The sequence below is a fragment of the Candidatus Litorirhabdus singularis genome, from assembly GCF_026262625.1.
Classification (GTDB): Bacteria; Pseudomonadota; Gammaproteobacteria; order Pseudomonadales; family Halieaceae; genus Litorirhabdus; species Litorirhabdus singularis.
The window spans coordinates 618,123-636,377 of the sequence record NZ_SHNN01000001.1 but is presented as its reverse complement, the minus strand read 5'-3'; the positions used below and the strand labels follow the sequence as shown (position 1 = coordinate 636,377).

The following is an 18,255-nucleotide window of genomic DNA, read 5'->3' as shown; positions in this document are numbered from 1 at the left end:
GGTACTGCGCCTAGGGAGTGTGCGGCTTGTCGTCACCGTTCTCAACTTTAGCAGTTTCATCTTCCGTCTCTTTTTCGTCATCCTCCGCGTTTACGGACGAGCGAAAGCCCTTCACTGCGGCGCCGAGGTCGCCACCCATATTACGTAGCCGCTTGGTGCCAAATAACATGACAACGATGGCCAGTATGATTAAAAGTTGCCAAACACTTATTCCGCCAATACCCATAATTTTCTCCTTACTACCTAATTGTCCGAGGTCTGCCGGTTGGCCTTTTCCTCTATTCCTGACAGGCCAAAGCGTCGCTCCAGTTCTGCCAGTACTTCGCCATGTTCTATATCCAGGTGTGAGAGCATGACCAAACTATGAAACCAGAGGTCAGCGGTTTCCTTTATGACATCCTCACGCTGCGCACTGCTCGCCGTGTCCATTGCGGCAATAATGACCTCAGTGCTCTCTTCACCGACTTTCTCCAGAATCTTTTTGAGGCCCCCACGATGTAGGCTGGCTACATAGGACTCGTCGGCATCTTCCAGTTTGCGCTGTTTTAGCACAGCGCTTAATTGTTGCAGTATGTCACTCATCGGGTTGCCCGTACATGTCAGAGGGCTCTTTGATTACCGCATCTGTGACCTGCCACACACCTTGCTGCAGACGCCGGTAGAAACAGTGTCGACGGCCGGTATGACAGGCGATGCCGCCGAGCTGGCGCACTTTCAGTAACACGGTGTCACCGTCGCAATCGAGCCGGATATCTTCCAACTCCTGTACATTGCCGGATTCTTCACCTTTGCGCCAAAGCTTCTGCCTGGAGCGTGACCAATAAATAGCCCTGCCTTCTATTAGCGTACAGTCCAGCGCTTCGCGGTTCATCCAGGCCAGCATCAGTACTTCGCCGTTCTCAGAATCCTGGGCGATAGCTGGCACCAGGCCGTCCTGATTCCATTTTACCTCGTCCAAAAACTGTGATTGTTGACTCATACTGTGTCCTTTTCAAGCCGGCTATTATCGCACAGTCGCAGCAGCGGCATAAGAGTCGTGCTTAGGGCTGGCGCCGTGGCCAGAGCAGGTAGAGGCCGATACCGATTAGCCCCCAACTGGCTAGCGGCCACTGGCTGACTTGCTGTAGGCCCTCGGGGAATGCCGTGGCGGCAGCACCGCCGAACAGCAGCATGGCTAAAACCAGCCGCTTTCGCTGGCTGTCTTCGCGCTGTACCTGCTGCTGAAGGCGCTGCAGTTGTTGCTTTTGCATCTCAGACTGTTGATCCAGATTGCGCGTATGTTGCAGGTTTTCAAACATGGCTTCTGGCAGTTGCGGCAACTGCTCCAGCCAGCCCGGTGCATGACGGCGCAGCCGGTCAAAGATGCCCTGCGGTGAATAGCGTTGTTCCACCCATTTTTCCAGAAACGGCTGCGCGGTAGTCCACAGGTCGAGCTGCGGATATAGCTGGCGCCCCAGCCCTTCAATGTTGAGCAGAGTTTTTTGTAGCAATACCAGTGAGGGCTGAACCTCCATATTGAAGCGGCGAGCCGTTTGAAACAGGTAAATAAGTAGTTGGCCGAACGAAATCTCGGCAATCGGCTTTTCGAACACCGGCTCACACACGGCGCGCAGTGCAGATTCAAATTCGTGCGCTTTGGTGGTGGGCGGTACCCAGCCGCATTCCACGTGAAGCTGAGCGCATTCGCGATAGTCGCGCTGAAAAATCGCCAGCAGGTTGCGGGCCAGATAGTACTGATCGCTGTCACTGAGAGTGCCGATGATCGCGCAGTCTATGCCGATATAGCGCGGGTCTGCGGGGTCACTGGCATCGACAAAAATATTACCGGGATGCATGTCGGCATGGAAAAAGCTGTCGCGAAACACCTGCGTGAAAAATATCTCTACGCCGCGTTCTGCCAGCAGTTTGAGGTCGGTGCCGCGCGCCCGCAGTGTCTCAAGGTCGGTGACGGGAATACCGCTGATGCGCTCCATAACGTAAACATTGTTGCGGGTATAGTCCCAGTGCACCTCGGGTATATAGAGCAGGTTGCTGTCTATAAAGTTGCGCCGTAATTGCGAGGCATTGGCGGCTTCGCGCTGCAGGTCGAGCTCATCGAGTATGGTGATTTCATAATCAGCCACCACTTCTACCGGGCGTAGCCTATGTCCATCAGGGAAGTAGCGTTGTATCAAGCGCGCGAGCGTGAACAGCAGTGCCAAATCCTGGCGGATGACTTTGTCGATGCCGGGTCGTACCACCTTGACTACCACGTCTTCGCCGCTGTGCAGGCGCGCGGAATGAACCTGGGCGACTGAAGCCGAGGCCAGAGGTTGCGTTTCAAATGCCGCAAACACCTCGTCTACTGGTGCGCCCAGAGCCTGCTCGATAATAGCGGTGGCCTGCTCTGGGTCAAACGGCGGCACGTCGTCCTGCAGTTTTGCCAGCTCATCGGCAATATCGGTGGGCAGTAAATCGCGACGGGTGGACAGCATTTGTCCAAATTTGATGAATACCGGACCCAGCTCTTCCAGCGCCATTCGCAGGCGTATGCCACGCTCCTGCTGGGCTTGAGGTAACAGCCGCCAGGGGGCACAACGCAGTGCTATGCGCAGGCTGGTTGGTAGGCGGTCCTGCTCTATAAAACTATCCAGACGGTAGCGACTGAACACAGACAAGATGCGGTAGAGCCGACTCGGCCTGGACATGTTAGCGTTGCCCGGCGGCTTTGCGCAGCCGCGCCTGCAGTCTATCGACACGCAGATTTAGCTCTTCGAGGTCACTGAAAAAGTCCTCGACCTCTTGGCGTGGAGGAGCCAGCCGAGCTTCCTCCTGGATAAACTCCTGCAGTTGCCGTATGAAACTGCGTGAGGCTTGCTGTCCCCAGCCCAGCAGACCGCGCAGGCCTTCGGCGAGCTGGTGGCCCACGACATCTCCAAATGCCTGTACCAGCGGTGCTTCCCAGTCCAGGTCGAGCCCGGCCAGGGCACCTTGCAGTTGAATCAAAGGGGCGCTGTCACCCTGCAGTGAAAGGTCGCCGTTAATCAAAGCGGCAGCGGGGTCGCTGGTGGTTGCCAGATCGGCAAAATCTCGGGCCGTACCGGTGACGGCGGTGGTTATCTCGCCGTCCCAGTAACCCATCAGCCTGATACCGCCGACATCCACCAGCAGAAACAGGTCAAGCTCGGGCTGGGTGCAGCAGATGTGAAAAACATGGCCGCTCAGCGGTTTTAGTCGTTCCGCGCTGCGTGGATCCAGGGCCAGTGCGCGTTTAAGCGCCTGTTCCAGTGCGGCGATGGCCGCGGTGTGCAGCGTGGGGTCCGGGCCGCTCATTTCAGGCCTTGATACCGCGGTGCAGGGCGACAATACCGCCGGTCATATTGAAAAACTCGCAACGGGAGAACCCAGCTTCTTCCATCATCTGCTTAAGTGTTTCCTGATCCGGGTGCATGCGGATGGACTCCGCCAGGTACTGGTAGCTTTCACTATCACCGGCTACCAGCTTGCCGAGCATAGGCAGGACCTTGAAGGAATAGGTATCGTAGGCGCGGCTGAGCAGCTGACTTTCTGGTTTGGAAAATTCCAGTACCAGCAAGCGTCCACCCGGCTTCAGTATGCGCAGCATCGACTGCAGCGCGACGTCCTTGTGAGTGACGTTGCGCAGACCAAAGGCGATGGTGATGATGTCGAAGTGGTTGTCCGGGAAGGGCAGGGTTTGAGCATCCGCCTGCACGTAACTGATATTGCCGTGATAACCGCGATCCAACAATTTGTCACGCCCGACACGCAGCATCGAGTCATTGATGTCGGCCAGTACTACCTCGCCGTCTGCACCCACTAGCTCACTGAATTTAGCGGCCAGGTCGCCGGTGCCGCCGGCGATGTCGAGCACGCGATGGCCCGGACGCACTGCACTGACTTCGATGGTGAAACGCTTCCAAACTCGGTGTATACCTGCTGACATGAGGTCATTCATGACATCGTAGCTGTCCGCTACAGAGTCAAAGACACCGGCGACTAAGCCGGCTTTCTCGGACTCTTCTACCTGCTGGTAGCCAAAATGTGTTTGCTTGTCTTCGCTCATGATCTCTCCCGCGCTGATTGCACGTTTGGCTATTATAACGCGAAGTGAAAGGCCGGTCAGGCGCTTGTCAAAGGTCTACGCGCAGCACCTGAACCTCAGGATCGCGGCTGGCTCCGGCAGCATGGAGTCGGCCCACGTATTCCTGCCAGAATTTTTCCTGATTCAGGCCCAGGTCGTACAGATAGTCCCAACTGAACAGGCCAGTATCGTGGCCGTCATCGAAGGTTAGCTGCAGGGCGTAATTGCCGACCGCCTGTATCGCTGTGATGGTGACATTTTTCTTGCCAGTTTGGAGGACTTCCTGACCACTGCCATGGCCGCGGACTTCCGCTGACGGTGAATAAACGCGCAGTAACTCACAGCGCAATTGGAAGTCGCTGCCGTCTTCATAGTGCAGTTCGAGCACGGCGGACTTTTTGTGGAGCTTTACGGCGCTAGGTATCTTCATAATATTCTAGAGAATGAACCGGGACAGATCGTCGTTCTGGCTCAGCTCCCCCAGTTGTTGATCAACATAGGCAGCATCGATGTTTAGAGTCTTGTCTTGCATACTGCTATCGGTGGCGTTGAAAGAAGCATCCTCCAGCAGCCGTTCCATCACGGTATGCAGGCGTCTCGCACCGATATTCTCCGTGCTCTCATTGACGTGCCAGGCGGTCTGCGCGATTTTCTCAATGCCGTCATCGGTAAATGCCAGCTGCAGTCCCTCGGTGGCCAGCAGAGCCTGATATTGCTCAGTTAAAGAGGCGTCCGGTTCAGTGAGAATACGCTGAAAATCCTCGGTGCTTAAAGCCGCCAGCTCTACCCGGATCGGCAGACGACCCTGCAGTTCGGGAATCAGGTCAGAAGGCTTGGCCAGATGAAATGCTCCGGAAGCGATAAACAGAATGTGGTCGGTTCGAATCATGCCGTGCTTGGTGCTTACGGTACAGCCTTCGATCATCGGTAGCAGGTCTCGCTGGACCCCTTCGCGGGAGACATCGGCACCAGCCCCTTCACTGCGCTTGGCGACTTTGTCCAATTCGTCAATAAACACAATGCCAGTTTGTTCGGCATTGCTGACGGCTCGTTGCTTGAGTTCTTCCTCGTTGACCATTTTCGCCGCTTCTTCTTCGCGTAACTTTTCGAAGGCAATTTTGACGGTCACTTTGCGAGTCTTTTTTTGCTGGCCGGAAAGGTTGGAGAACATGCTTTGCAGCTGGTTGGTCATTTCCTCCATACCGGGAGGCGCCATGATCTCAACGCCGGCAGAGGCGGCGCTCAGTTCTACTTCAATTTCACGATCGTCCAGTTCGCCCTCGCGCAGTTTCTTGCGCAGCATCTGGCGCGTACCAGAGTCTTCACGGGTGGTGCCGTTTGAGTCCCGCGGTGGGGTCAGTAGCACATCGAGGATACGTTCCTCGGCGGCTTCCTCCGCTCTGAACCTGACTTTTTCCATTTCCTGCTCACGCAGCATATTGATAGACATATCCACCAGATCGCGGACGATCGAATCAACATCCCGACCAACATAGCCCACTTCGGTGAACTTGGTGGCTTCTACCTTGATGAAGGGCGCGTTTGCCAGTTTGGCCAGTCGCCTGGCAATCTCGGTCTTACCGACGCCGGTGGGGCCTATCATCAGAATATTTTTGGGCGTAATTTCGGCTCGCAATTCTTCTTTAAGCTGCATACGTCGCCAGCGGTTGCGCAATGCAATAGCCACTGCGCGCTTGGCATCGCTCTGGCCAATAATATGTTTGTCCAGTTCATGGACAATTTCTCGTGGTGTCATGTTCGACATGATAATCCTGCTATCCGGTACCGTGGCTGCTATGGGCGCTGATGCCCCAGTTTTAGCTGGTTTCCAGCTCCTCAATGGTACGATTGTGGTTGGTATAGATACAGATGTCTGCGGCAATACCGAGACCTTTTTCGACAATCTCTCTGGCGCCAAGCTCGGTATTGTCGAGCAGGGCGCGGGCGGCTGACTGAGCAAAAGGGCCGCCAGAGCCAATCGCGATCAGATTGTCTTCCGGTTCGATGACATCGCCGTTGCCGGTTATAATCAGGGAAGTGGTTTTGTCGGCTACTGCCAGCAATGCCTCCAGTCGCCGCAGCGAGCGTTCAGTCCGCCAGGCCTTGGCCAGCTCGACTGCCGCACGCACCAAGTGGCCCTGATGTTTCTCCAGCTGCGCTTCGAACAGTTCAAATAGCGTAAACGCATCGGCGGTGCCACCGGCAAAGCCAGCCAACACGCTGTCTTTATATAGCCGACGTACCTTGCGGGCATTGCCTTTCATGACTGTATTGCCCATAGAGACCTGCCCGTCGCCGCCGATAACGACGCTGGAGCCTCTGCGTACCGACAATATGGTGGTACCCCGGTATTGTTCCAATGCTTTTCTCCCGCTCAGAAGTACAGGTATGGGGTCACAAAGGGCAAAATCAAGCCCGCCGCTAGCCCTGTTTTGGTCGTTTCAGTAACAGTGTATCGATGCCCTGCTGGGCGGTCAGGCTGCGCGCCTTGGCCAGACGAGAGCGCGACTCAAAAGGTCCGATATAGACTCTGAACCAGCGTCCGTTATCGCCTTTGGTTTCTTCTACCTTGGCGTCGAGCCCAAGTAGGATAAGCTCGCCACGGCGTCGGTCTGCATCTTTGGCCAGCTTGAAGGAGCCCGCCTGCAGCAGATAGCGATCCATCGCTTCGTTAACCCGTGCGGCCGCTATATCGGCCTTGTCGACATTGATCTCTACGGTTTGTTCGGGCAATAACTCGTAAAAATCGAAGGCCGGCGACTGCTGCACAGGGCCACCGATAGCCTTGCTTAGTTCATCGACCCGCTGGGTCACTTCGGGTTGTTGTCCGGCCAGCCATAGCAGTAGGCACAGAAATACTCCGCTGATCATGCCGGCGCCAAACCACTGCCAGGCCGGTACCGGACTAACGCTTGGACGCGGCGTCTTGGTGCGTGCCCCGGCTTTTTTGCGGGTGGCGGTTTTGTTGCGCTTACGGGCGAAGTCCTGCGGGGGCATAGTTACATTGACTCTGGCGCGGACACGCCGAGCAGGGCCAGACCATTGGCGAGCACTTGGCGCACCGCTTGCGATAGTGCTAGACGGGCGTTACGTATATCGGCTTCTTCGACCAGCATCTTATGGGCGTTGTACCAGGTGTGGAAGTCGGCAGCCAGTTCGCGCAAATAGGTGGCGACTGCATGTGGTTCACATTTCTCGGCGGCCGTCGCGGCTACCTCGGGGTAGCGGTCGAGTCGGTTGAGAAGCGCTATTTCGTGTTCATTGGTTAGCAGCTCCAGATGGGAGAGGCTGTCAGCGGCAGACCAGGACATGCCCTGTTCTGCAAGCTTGCGCATGACACTGCAGGTGCGGGCATGCGCATATTGTATGTAGTACACAGGGTTATCATTGCTCTGGCTAAGGGCCAGATCAATATCGAAGGTCAACTGCGAACTGGGAGCTCTGGAACAGAGGAAATAGCGGGTGGCATCGCGGCCCACCTCGTCAATCAGGTCGCGCAGGGTGACATAGCTGCCAGCTCGCTTGGAAATCTTGACCTCTTGGCCGCCGCGCATCACCAGCACCATTTGGTGCAGTACATAATCTGGCCAGCCCACCGGGATGTCGAGTTCCAGTGCTTGTAAGCCAGCACGAACTCGAGTCACGGTGCTGTGATGATCAGCCCCCTGTTCGTTGATTACGCGCTCAAAGCCGCGCTCCCACTTGTTCAAATGGTAGGCGACATCGGGCACGAAGTAGGTATAGCCCCCCTCACTCTTGCGCATAACCCGGTCTTTGTCGTCACCAAAGTCTGTGGTTCGCAGCCACAGTGCGCCGCCGTCTTCGTAGGTATACCCGCCGTCTATCAGGCGCTTTACCGCGGTTTCAACCGCTCCGCTTTGGTAAAGCGAGGACTCTAGAAAGAAGACGTCAAAATCGATCCCGAAAGCGCGCAGGTCGAGATCTTGCTCACGGCGCAGATAGGCTACCGCAAACTCTTGAATGGCTTCCAGGTCGTCAGGATCGGCTTTACCGACCACATTTTTGTCGGCGGCTTCAATGCGCGCCGCGGCCATGTAGTCGGTGGCGACATCGTTGATATAGTCACCGCGATAGCCGTCAGCGGGCCAGTCCGGGTGCTCCGGTCCGCGCCCGTGGCAGCGCGCTTGCACTGAAAGAGCAAGATTGGTGATCTGTTTACCGGCGTCGTTGTAGTAAAACTCGCGCGTTACCTGCCAGCCGCTATTTTCCAGGAGTCGGCTGATACAGTCGCCGACGGCAGCGCCGCGACCATGGCCGACGTGCAGTGGGCCGGTGGGGTTGGCAGAGACAAACTCGACCTGAACCTTGCGCTGGGCGCCGTCGGTGTTGGTGCCGTATTGACTACTTTGCTCGAGGATTCGTTTGACCACAGCCTGAATGCTCGACTGCCCCAGATAGAAATTGATGAAGCCGGGCCCTGCAATCTCGGTGCGCGTGACATGTTCTGACTCTGGCAGGTGTTCGCAAATCAAGGCGGCCAGGTCGCGGGGTTTCATGCCTGCGTTTTTGCCCAGGGTAAGTGCAACGTTGCTGGCGAGATCACCGTGAGCTTTATCACGGGTGCGATCGATCTGGACCTGAGCCGGTATGGCGGTGGTTATCGTGCCCTGGTCAATCAGGCTTTGCAGGGCGCTTGTAATCAGGTCTGTCAGGTGCTGCTTCATTGTTTGGTGTGCCAACCGGGCTCTTTTCTGGGGCGGGCTATTATCCGCGTATATACAGCTAAAGGCTACCGTAATCGGGCTCTCTAAGTCATATCCTGTGGGTCAACGTCCAGCGACCACTGCACCGACTTTGCTTCAGGTAGAGACTCTGCGGTACTGATCAGTGCTGCCGCCAAAGCCTGAGCCTGGCCGCGGTTGCTACTACTGGCCAGTAGTTGCATTCGATAGCGGTTTTGTTTTCGCTGCAGCGGCGCCGGCAGCGGTCCGATCAACTGGGCGCCGCCGGGGTAGCGCTGTTCCAGCTGCCGGCGCAGGGCGCTCAGAAATTGTTCCGCAGCCTGCGCGTTGCGTGCGTCAGCGCGCACCAGGAGTAACTGTCCGAAGGGGGGTAATCCGCCCTGACGGCGCTCCTCCAGCAGCTGTTGTGCGTAATTCTGGTAACCCCCCTGCAGCAGTGCGTTCAGCAGCGGATGGTCCGGGTAGTGGGTTTGGATCAATACCCGGCCGGTCTTGTCTTCACGGCCGGCTCTACCGGCAACTTGAGTGAGTAGTTGTCCCATCCGCTCGGGGCCGCGAAAATCGGCGCTGAACAGGGCTGCGTCGCTGTCCAGCAATCCGACCAGAGTAATACCAGGAAAATGATGGCCTTTGGTCAACATCTGGGTGCCCAGTAACAGGCAGGGCTTGCCAAGATTGACTTGTTCGGTGACAGCTTCAAGCGCGCCTTTGGTGCGCATTGAGTCGCGATCGACCCGGAATACAGGCACTGCAGGGAACAGGTTCGTCAGTACTTGCTCGGTTTGTTCAGTGCCAACTCCGCTGGCTGCCAGTTGGCTGCTGCGACAGTCTGGACAGGCGCGGGGTACAGCGCAGCGCCAGTCGCAGTGGTGACAGCGTAGCTGACCGGCGGCGCGATGCCAGGTTAGATGTGCGTCGCAGTGTTTGCAGCCGGCGACATAGCCGCAGTCGTGACATTGCAGGGTGGGTGCATAGCCGCGCCGATTGAGGAACAGCAGGACCTGATTACCTGCCGCCAATTCAGCGCTGACCGCATCCAAAAGAGCCGCCGACATGCCGCCCTGTAAGTGTTGTTTGCGCAGGTCGAGGGTGGCGATTTCCGGCAGTACACCAGCGCCTGCCCGTTCGCGCAGAAACAGATGTTGATAGCGGCCCTGTTGGGCGTTATACATCGACTCTAAACTGGGCGTGGCGCTGCCCAGTAGCACTGGAATCTCTTCTAGCTGTGCGCGCTTGACCGCGATGTCACGGGCGGAATAGCGGAACCCATCCTGCTGCTTAAAGGAGGCGTCGTGTTCTTCGTCGACGATAATTACGCCAGGTTTTAGCAAGGGCGTGAATATGGCAGAGCGGGTGCCGATCACTATGTGCGCGCGACCACTGCGCGCGGCTTCCCAGGCTTTCAGACGTGCCGCGTCGGTGTGGCCGGAATGCAATACGGCGATTTCTGCGTCAAAGCGCTCGCGGAATCGGCTCAGTGTCTGCGGGGTAAGGCCTATCTCTGGTACCAGCACCAACGCTTGCCGTCCCGCCTCGACGACCTGCGCAATCAGCTGTAGATAGACTTCGGTCTTGCCGCTGCCGGTAACGCCGTCCAGTAAATGGCAAGAAAAGCCCGCTGCATGGCTATTAATAGCGCTAAGCGCCGTTCTTTGTTCCGGGCTTAACTCCAGGCCGCTAGCGCTGCTCCCCGGGCGCGGCCGCAACGGCGAATCGACCGACTCGATGATGGATTTATCGGCCAGCTGGCGCAGGACTGCACGCGAAATTCCCTGACTGGCAATTTCAGCATCTGAGAGCGCCGGCTGTGACTGCAGCAGTGACAGCAGTTGCGCCTGTTTCGGCGCACGCCGCAGTGCACCTGCTGGTAGGCCCTTGCCGGCATCACTGAGTCGCCACTGCCGCGTGCCGGCGGGGTTGTGCTCTGTGCCTCGGCGCAGCTGTGCGGGCAGTGCCGCGAACAGTATTTCTCCCAGAGGATGTTTGTAATAGGTGGCGGCCCATTGGCATAACTGCAGCAGAGGCTGCGTCAAAACTGGCTCGGTATCCAATAACTGAACCGCTGCGCGCAGCTTGTCGGCAGGTAGCGCAGATTCAGCCGCGGTTTCCACCAGAATTGCCGTGACCTGGCGGCGCCCAAACGGTACCAGCAGCCTCACACCCGGTTTGAGTAGCTCCAGGGTGTCGGGGTTTAGATCCGGCGGCGGCGTATAGTCGAACAGTTGACGCAGGGGGCAGGCAATGGCTAGGCGAAGGATTGGCATGCGCGCTAGTCTAGCAAAATATACAAAGCAGTTGCTTCTGGCGCTGCGTCTGGTAATATGCCCGCCTATTTTTTCACCGCTCACGGCGCGGTACTCGGCATCAGATCGGGTGGCGGCGCTAACAGCAGGAGCCTGATCATGAAAGCCGATATCCATCCTAAGTACAATGAGATCACCGCTACATGTAGCTGTGGCAACGAAATTAATACTCGCTCTACTCTAGAGAGCAGCATCCATATTGATGTTTGCTCGCAGTGTCACCCGTTCTTTACCGGTAAGCAGAAAGTGCTGGATACCGGTGGCCGTGTCGATCGCTTTAACAAGCGCTTTGGCAATCGGGGCGCCAAGCGGTAAACAGTTTTTCAGTGAACCCGGAAAAGCGCCTGCTTGATTATAGGAAGCGGCGCTTTTTTTTAACCCCGTCAAAAAGTAGCAAGGCTTAGTGGTATGTCAGAAGACCCGAGACAGGAAGCGCTGGATTATCATGAATTTCCCACACCGGGGAAAACCAGTGTCAATCTAACCACTCCCACTCAAACCCAGCACGATCTGGCGCTTGCATATAGCCCTGGCGTGGCTGAGCCGTGCCGTGAAATTGCAGCCGATCCGTTGGCGGCCTACCGCTATACTGGCAAGGGCAATAGCGTTGCAGTTATCAGTAATGGCACTGCTGTGCTGGGCTTGGGCAATCTTGGCGCGCTGGCCAGCAAGCCGGTGATGGAGGGCAAGGCCCTTTTGTTCAAGCGCTTCGCCAATATTGACTCGGTTGACGTGCAGGTGGATACCACCGATAGCGCCGAGTTCATCAATGCTGTGCGACTGATTTCGGGAACCTATGGCGGTATTAACCTTGAGGATATCAAGGCGCCGGAGTGCTTTGAGATAGAGCGGGCTTTAATAGAGCAGTGCGACATCCCCGTGTTTCACGACGACCAACATGGCACTGCCATTGTTACCGCCGCCGGCATGATCAATGCTCTGGAGATCGCTGGTAAACAACTGTCGGAAGCCAAAATTGTGTGCCTGGGTGCCGGGGCTGCGGCAATCGCCTGTATGCGTCTGCTGGTTAACCTGGGTGCCAGCACCGAAAACATATTCATGCTGGACCGGCGCGGAGTGATTTATCCAGGCCGCGAAGGTGTCAATGAATACAAGGCCGAATTTTCAAATCAGACCAACCGTCGCAGTCTGGCTGATGCCTGCGAGGGTGCTGATGTGTTTGTCGGGCTGTCCGGTTCCAACTTGCTAAGCGCCGCTATGCTGTCTTGTATGGCGGAGCGGCCGGTGGTGTTTGCCTGCTCGAACCCTGATCCCGAGATTAAGCCGGAGTTGGCCCTGGAGACTCGGTCTGACGTGATAATGGCGACCGGGCGCTCGGATTACCCCAATCAAGTAAACAACGTGCTCGGCTTTCCGTTTATCTTCCGCGGTGCGCTGGATGTGCGTGCTACCTGCATCAATGAAGAGATGAAGGTGGCGGCAGTTCACGCGATCAGTGCGCTGGCGAAGGAACCTGTTACCGCTGAGGTTTTAGCCGCCTGTGAATTGGACGCATTGGAATATGGCCCTGAGTACATTATTCCCAAGCCGATGGATGCGCGTTTGCTGAGTTCCGTAGCTGCTGCCGTGGCAAAGGCCGCAGTCGATAGCGGTGTAGCACAGCTGCCCTATCCAGAGCATTATCCGCTCAACTAGGCCGCTAGTAGGGCCAGGCTCTATCTCGCAGAGGTAACCTGAGCCCAGCGCCTGCTCTCAGAATAACTGCTCCTGCAGGTTCTCACTTTGTATCTTATAGCCCGCTTCGTTAGCCTGATTTGGCGCGCTGCGAGTGGGCACTTGCTCAACCCGGAAAAATTCGAACATGGCTTTGGCCTGGCCTGGCTTTGCCAGTAGTCCGGTTTCAGGGTCAATGCGCACATTGACGATCCCCGGTGGGATTTCTCGTGGAAGATCGCGACTGTCGCGCAGCGCGACGCGCATGTAATCAATCCATATCGGTAGTGCTGCAGAACCACCAAATTCTCGTTTCCCTAACAGCAGATTCTGGTCGAAGCCGAGCCAGGTAGTGGCCACTACATCAGGGTTGTAACCGGAAAACCAGGCATCCACGGGGCCGTTGGTAGTGCCGGTTTTGCCGCCGATGTCGGTTCGCTCCAGCACTCTGGCGCGGCGTGCGGTGCCTTTAGTAACCACATCTTTAAGAATACTGTCGAGAATAAAGGCGACTCTGGCGTCCATGATTCTAGGTGCAGCCGGCAATTGCCGTGCTTCTGCCGCGAGGATATCTTCCATGCTGACTTCTTCAAGCCCCTCTTCGGCTGTGACTGCGTTTTCATCGCCTGTTTGCTCGCAGTCACGGCACACGGTCAATGGTGTGGCCCTAAAAATTTCATCGCGACGGTAGTCCTCAATGCGCTCAATCAGGTACGGCTCAACCCGATACCCGCCGTTGGCTATAGCAGCATAGGCGGCTACTAGCTGCATGGGGGTGATAGCCTGGGTGCCCAAAGCCAGAGACAGATCAGCAGCCAATGCGTCCGGATCGAAGCCGAAGCGGCTGGAATAGTTGATGGCTTTGCGGATCCCCAGTTGCTGCAGCAAGCGAATTGAGACCAGGTTGCGCGACTTGGTCAGTGCCCAGCGCAGGCGCGTTGGGCCATAAAAGCGGCCACCGTCGTTTTCCGGACGCCAGGTGTCTTCCAGTACCGCGTCTTCAAAGACCACTGGCGCGTCGTTGATGATGCTGGCGGCTGTAAAACCGTTCTCTAGCGCGGCGGCGTAGATGAAGGGTTTGAAATTTGATCCCGGCTGCCGGGTTGCCTGAGTGGCCCGGTTAAACTTGCTTTTGCCAAAGCCAAGTCCTCCCACTACGCTTAGCACGGCGCCGTCGTCAGGTCGCAGTGCTACCAGTGCGGCCTGTGCTTCTGGTATCTGTGCCAGAAACAAGCCTTGTTCCCGAATCTCAACTCGAATCAGGTCTCCCACAGCCCATATATCGGCGGCAATGGTGGGTGCGCTGCCCCGCGCATTCTCTGACCGATATGGCCTTGCCTCAGCAGGGCCGTGCTCCCAGGGCAACAGTGTTTCTGTGCCGTCCGTCAGCAGGATTCCGATGGATTGTTCTTCCAGATTGGTAACAATAGCGGGCACAAACCCCGCGATAACGGCGGTTTCTTGCAAGCGGGTCTGCCAGAGCTGCAGCATGTTGGTATCTGGCCGCGGCGGTAGCTGCTGTTCAGGGCCGCGGTAACCGTGGCGCTGATCATAGGTAACCAGACCGTTGACGATGGCGGTGTTGGCGGTGAGCTGCAGTTCGCTGCTTATGGTCGTGTAAACGTGAAAGCCATCGTTGTAGGCCGCCAGCCCGAACCGGTCAAGCATTTCCTTGCGGGCCATTTCAGCGGCGTAAGGAGCATTAAAGGCTAGTTTGGCACCGTGGTGTGTTGCCGAAACGGGTTGTTGAAGGGCCTGCTGATACTCTTCGGGCGTGATATATCCCAGGGCTGCCATACGGCCCAGAATCCAGTCTCGGCGCACTTTGGCGCGCTGTGGGTTGGAGATTGGGTTATAGCTGGATGGTGCTTTGGGCAGTCCCGCCAGCATTGCGTACTGCGCCAGGTCCAGTTCACCGATATGAGAGCCATAGTAGACCTGAGCTGCGGCCTCAAAGCCATAGGAGCGGTGACCGAGGAAAATGCGGTTGAAGTAGAGTTCGAAAATTTCTTCTTTACTGAGGCTGCGCTCGATTTCAAGCGAGAGCAAAATTTCCTTGAACTTACGCGTAAAGGTGCGCTCCAGCGTCAAAAAATAGTTGCGCGCGACCTGCATGGTGAGCGTAGAGCCTCCGGACCCCTTTTCCCCGGTCAGCACCAGTTCCGACGCGGCGCGCAGTAGTCCGGCAAAGTCGATACCGACGTGACGGAAAAAGCCATCATCCTCGGCGGCCAAGAGTGCCTGTACAAACTGTGGGGGAATTCGATCATAAGGCAATGGATTGCGCTTCTGTTCACCAAACTGGCCGATAAGATCACCTTCGCGGGTGTATACTCGCATAGGCGTCTGAAGTTTGATTTCCCGCAGCTGTTCGACGGCTGGTAATTGCGGACTGAGGTATAAATAAATACCGCCACAGGTCACAATTCCGGCACAAAGCCCGAGCAGGACGAGATGAAATAATATGCGCACTGTTTTCATAAAACCTTAGGTATATCAACCATTTATATCTCCCGGGCATTGGGCCGCCTCGATGGAAAAGCAGATTATATGCTTTTTTACCATTTTTATATATTTGCGCTTATGTTATATCTATTATCTAATGTAATAGTGCATAAAGATTACGTAAGTTACCGTTACAAATAGGAAAATAATATTTTGTTGGGTCTCTTCGGCAAAAAAAAATTAGCCCCGGTGTTGGGTCTGGATATTAGTTCGACGACAGTGAAGCTGCTCGAATTAAGTCATACTGGCGAGCGCTTCCGGGTGGAATCCTATGCGGTGAGCTCTTTACCGGACCAGGCTGTGGTTGAAAAACGCATCATGGACATGGAAGGCGTTGCCAACGCAGTGAGGATTGTCATTAATCAGTCCAAAACCAAGCAGAAAACGGTAGCCGCAGCTGTGTCCGGTTCTTCCGTGATCACGCGGACTATCGATATGCCGGCGGGTCTTAGCGAAGACGATATGGAAACTCAGCTGACAGTTGAAGCTGATCAATATATTCCCTACCCGCTGGAAGAAGTCGCGATTGATTTCTATGTCCAGGGCGCCTCTGCTGCTGGCGATGAGCAGGTCGAAGTGCTGCTGGCTGCCTGCCGGCGCGAAACCATTGATGATCGGGTGGACGTGATTGAATCGGCTGACCTGGTGCCTAGAATTGTCGACGTCGAAGCTTATGCCATGGAGCGGGCTTTTGGACTGATCAAAGGGCAGTTAAATATAGAAGATGAAGCCACCGTGGCTGTGGTAGATATTGGCGCTACCATGACAACGCTGAGTGTGATGACCGGAGGTCGGACAATTTACACGCGGGAGCAGCTTTTTGGTGGCAAGCAGCTGACCGATGAAATTATGCGTCGTTACGGCTTGCCGCTAGAAGAAGCAGGACTGGCAAAGAAGCAGGGCGGTTTACCGGATGACTATGAGCCGGAGGTGCTGCAACCTTTTAAGGAAGCCATAGTTCAGCAGGTGGCTCGTTCACTGCAGTTCTTCTTTTCTTCCAGCCAATATAATGACGTCGACTACATTATTCTTGCTGGCGGCGTGTCATCGATGGAAGGGGTAGCGCAGTTGGTGCAGGAAAAACTGGGTACGCCGGCGTCGGTGGCTAACCCGTTTGCCGATATGGCAATTTCATCCAAAGTTAACGCAGTTGCCTTGAGCAGCGATGCGCCGGCAATGATGATAGCTTGCGGGCTGGCGCTGAGGAGCTTCTCCAATGGCTGAAATTAACCTACTACCATGGCGTGATGAACGCCGCGCAGAACAGAAGAAAGAGTTTCTGACTGTACTGGGTTTGGTGGCTGTAGTGGCTATGCTGCTGATATTTATATCTGACCTTGTTATAGGCGGGCAAATTCAGCATCAGAAAGACCGAAATGCCTACCTGCAGAAAAACATTGATGCCCTGAATACGCAGGTACAAGAGATCAAGGAGCTGCAACGCAAACGCACGCAGTTGTTGGATCGGATGAAAGTTATTCAGGAGCTGCAGGGTAACCGCCCGATTATTGTGCGAATACTGGATCAGCTGGTGCGTACTGTGCCAGATGGTATTTTTTACACTAACGTGTCGGCCAAAGATCAGGTGATTACTATTCGGGGAATTGCCGAGTCTAACAACCGGGTGTCTAGTCTCATGCGCCGTCTGGACGCATCTGACTGGTTCAAGGACCCTAACCTCGAGGGTGTTCGTGCCGAACCTGAATTTGGTGATCAGGCCACGCGCTTTGACATGACTGTGCGGCTGCAGCTGCCGTCAGCCGGTGAGGAGGAGAGCTAGTCTATGGCTGCCGAAGATATTCTCAAGTCGCTACGCGAATTTGATGTTAACTCCGTTGACCTCGAAAATATTGGCTCAATGCCTATTGCCATCAAATCTATTATCTGGGTTTTGGTGATGGTTGCTGTGCTGGTATTAGGGTACTTCTACCACATTCAGGAATTGCAGCGAGGTCTTGAGCTTGCCTCAGCCTCTGAGCAGGAACTGCGCGTTGAATTTGAACAAAAGGCGTTTCAGGCCGCTAACCTTGAAGCTTATAAGCAGCAGATGGTAGAAATGGAAGAATCATTTGGCGCATTGATCAGCCAGCTGCCCAGTGATACTGAAGTGCCAGGTTTGCTGGAAGACATCACCAATAAAGGTATGGCGAACGGTCTTGATTTCGAAAGCATTAAATTGCAGACGGAGTTGGCCCGCGAATTCTATGTCGAGCTGCCAATGCTAATAGTAGGACGCGGCTCTTACCATGACCTGGGTGCTTTCATTAGCGGGATGGCAGGTCTGCCGCGGATTGTAACTCTGCATGACTTTGTCATTAATCAGGAGAGGAAAGGCGGCTCGATGCTGAAATTGCAAATTACTGCCAAGACTTACCGCTATCAGGACCAGGAGTTTTAAGCATGTTGCGTCCTATGCTGTTAGTGGTTCTGATTGTTGTGCCCAGCCTTGTTTTGGTAGGGTGCGGCAGCGACGAATACGCTGACCTTGATACCTTTATGGATGAAAAACGGGCGCGGCCGGGCGGAGTAATTGCGCCTATTCCGCCCTTCAAAGCTTACAAAGCATTTTCCTATAGTGCGACGACTCTGCGCAGCCCGTTTGATCGACCGATTGAAATACGTGAGATCAATCAACTGCAGGCGGTATCTTCAGTCAAGCCGGACAACGATCGGGTTAAGGAATTTTTGGAGCAGTTTACCTTCGACTCTCTAAAAATGGTTGGCACATTGTCCCGCGGTGGCACCGACTGGACGCTGGTAGAGGATCCTGATGGCGGCGTGCACCGGGTTCGGATGAGCGACTATCTGGGTCGTAACCACGGTCGAATTGTAGAGATGACGGAAAACTATATAGCCGTTGTCGAGATTGTTTCAGACGGAAACGACGGTTGGGTAGAGCGGCCACGCTCGATCAAACTTAGTTCCCTTTAAATATTATTGCGATTGGTGATAGCCATGTTCAAGACATCAAAATTCATAGGTAACCGTC

19 protein-coding genes are annotated in these 18,255 nt (G+C 55.5%); 6 read left to right on the top strand and 13 right to left on the bottom strand.

Features of this window, described 5'->3' with window-relative positions; translation table 11 throughout:
• Nucleotides 1-10: 10 nt before the first annotated feature.
• The 12 genes from tatA to EYC98_RS02760 form a co-directional block, all read right to left on the bottom strand.
• Entirely contained in the window at nt 11-226 is a 216-nt protein-coding gene (gene tatA, locus EYC98_RS02815; protein WP_279243788.1) for a twin-arginine translocase TatA/TatE family subunit, read from the bottom strand.
• Nucleotides 227-243: 17 nt separating this feature from the next.
• Nucleotides 244-582, bottom strand: a complete 339-nt coding sequence (locus EYC98_RS02810; RefSeq protein WP_279243787.1) for a phosphoribosyl-ATP diphosphatase — start codon at nt 580-582, stop codon at nt 244-246.
• Complete coding sequence (gene hisI / locus EYC98_RS02805; protein ID WP_279243786.1) at nt 575-979, bottom strand: phosphoribosyl-AMP cyclohydrolase; 405 nt, start codon at nt 977-979, stop codon at nt 575-577. Before hisI ends, EYC98_RS02810 begins: the two co-directional genes overlap by 8 nt.
• A 61-nt stretch (nt 980-1,040) precedes the next feature.
• Complete coding sequence (gene ubiB, locus EYC98_RS02800; protein WP_279243785.1) at nt 1,041-2,687, bottom strand: ubiquinone biosynthesis regulatory protein kinase UbiB; 1,647 nt, start codon at nt 2,685-2,687, stop codon at nt 1,041-1,043.
• 1 nt (nt 2,688) lies between these two features.
• Nucleotides 2,689-3,312, bottom strand: coding sequence for a ubiquinone biosynthesis accessory factor UbiJ (locus tag EYC98_RS02795; RefSeq protein ID WP_279243784.1), 624 nt, complete (start codon nt 3,310-3,312; stop codon nt 2,689-2,691).
• A gap of 1 nt (nt 3,313) precedes the next feature.
• Nucleotides 3,314-4,063 (bottom strand): bifunctional demethylmenaquinone methyltransferase/2-methoxy-6-polyprenyl-1,4-benzoquinol methylase UbiE, encoded by a 750-nt coding sequence (gene ubiE, locus EYC98_RS02790; protein WP_279243783.1) that lies wholly within the window; start codon nt 4,061-4,063, stop codon nt 3,314-3,316.
• A gap of 67 nt (nt 4,064-4,130) precedes the next feature.
• A complete protein-coding gene (locus EYC98_RS02785) occupies nt 4,131-4,511 on the bottom strand; it encodes a gamma-butyrobetaine hydroxylase family protein (RefSeq protein WP_279243782.1) in 381 nt (126 codons plus the stop codon).
• A gap of 6 nt (nt 4,512-4,517) precedes the next feature.
• Nucleotides 4,518-5,846, bottom strand: coding sequence for an HslU--HslV peptidase ATPase subunit (gene hslU / locus EYC98_RS02780; protein WP_279243781.1), 1,329 nt, complete (start codon nt 5,844-5,846; stop codon nt 4,518-4,520).
• 52 nt (nt 5,847-5,898) lie between these two features.
• Nucleotides 5,899-6,441, bottom strand: a complete 543-nt coding sequence (gene hslV, locus EYC98_RS02775; RefSeq protein ID WP_279243780.1) for an ATP-dependent protease subunit HslV — start codon at nt 6,439-6,441, stop codon at nt 5,899-5,901.
• A 61-nt stretch (nt 6,442-6,502) separates the two neighbouring features.
• Nucleotides 6,503-7,078, bottom strand: coding sequence for an SPOR domain-containing protein (locus tag EYC98_RS02770; RefSeq protein WP_279243779.1), 576 nt, complete (start codon nt 7,076-7,078; stop codon nt 6,503-6,505).
• Between the two features lie 2 nt (nt 7,079-7,080).
• Nucleotides 7,081-8,766: an arginine--tRNA ligase gene (argS, locus tag EYC98_RS02765; RefSeq protein WP_279243778.1), complete on the bottom strand. Its 1,686-nt coding sequence runs from the start codon at nt 8,764-8,766 to the stop codon at nt 7,081-7,083.
• An 83-nt stretch (nt 8,767-8,849) separates the two neighbouring features.
• Complete coding sequence (locus tag EYC98_RS02760; protein WP_279243777.1) at nt 8,850-11,048, bottom strand: primosomal protein N'; 2,199 nt, start codon at nt 11,046-11,048, stop codon at nt 8,850-8,852.
• 138 nt (nt 11,049-11,186) lie between these two features.
• On the opposite strand from EYC98_RS02760, the gene rpmE reads away from it, so the two are divergent.
• Together rpmE and EYC98_RS02750 are read left to right on the top strand one after the other, a co-directional pair.
• Nucleotides 11,187-11,402 carry a 50S ribosomal protein L31 gene (rpmE, locus tag EYC98_RS02755; protein ID WP_279243776.1) on the top strand — a complete coding sequence of 72 codons (216 nt, stop codon included), beginning with the start codon at nt 11,187-11,189 and terminating at the stop codon, nt 11,400-11,402.
• 93 nt (nt 11,403-11,495) lie between these two features.
• Nucleotides 11,496-12,743 carry a malic enzyme-like NAD(P)-binding protein gene (locus EYC98_RS02750; RefSeq protein WP_279243775.1) on the top strand — a complete coding sequence of 416 codons (1,248 nt, stop codon included), beginning with the start codon at nt 11,496-11,498 and terminating at the stop codon, nt 12,741-12,743.
• A gap of 57 nt (nt 12,744-12,800) precedes the next feature.
• On the opposite strand, the gene EYC98_RS02745 is transcribed toward EYC98_RS02750, so the two are convergent.
• Nucleotides 12,801-15,101 carry a penicillin-binding protein 1A gene (locus EYC98_RS02745; protein WP_279243774.1) on the bottom strand — a complete coding sequence of 767 codons (2,301 nt, stop codon included), beginning with the start codon at nt 15,099-15,101 and terminating at the stop codon, nt 12,801-12,803.
• A gap of 318 nt (nt 15,102-15,419) precedes the next feature.
• On the opposite strand from EYC98_RS02745, the gene EYC98_RS02740 reads away from it, so the two are divergent.
• The 4 genes from EYC98_RS02740 to EYC98_RS02725 are packed head-to-tail and all read left to right on the top strand — an operon-like array spanning nt 15,420 to nt 18,197.
• The gene (locus tag EYC98_RS02740) at nt 15,420-16,490 is read left to right on the top strand and encodes a pilus assembly protein PilM (protein ID WP_420887158.1); all 1,071 of its coding nucleotides are present in this window, start codon (nt 15,420-15,422) and stop codon (nt 16,488-16,490) included.
• Nucleotides 16,483-17,046: a PilN domain-containing protein gene (locus tag EYC98_RS02735; RefSeq protein ID WP_279243773.1), complete on the top strand. Its 564-nt coding sequence runs from the start codon at nt 16,483-16,485 to the stop codon at nt 17,044-17,046. Before EYC98_RS02740 ends, EYC98_RS02735 begins: the two co-directional genes overlap by 8 nt.
• Before the next feature lie 3 nt (nt 17,047-17,049).
• Nucleotides 17,050-17,664: a type IV pilus inner membrane component PilO gene (locus tag EYC98_RS02730; protein ID WP_279243772.1), complete on the top strand. Its 615-nt coding sequence runs from the start codon at nt 17,050-17,052 to the stop codon at nt 17,662-17,664.
• A 2-nt stretch (nt 17,665-17,666) separates the two neighbouring features.
• The gene (locus EYC98_RS02725) at nt 17,667-18,197 is read left to right on the top strand and encodes a pilus assembly protein PilP (protein ID WP_279243771.1); all 531 of its coding nucleotides are present in this window, start codon (nt 17,667-17,669) and stop codon (nt 18,195-18,197) included.
• Nucleotides 18,198-18,255: the final 58 nt, after the last annotated feature.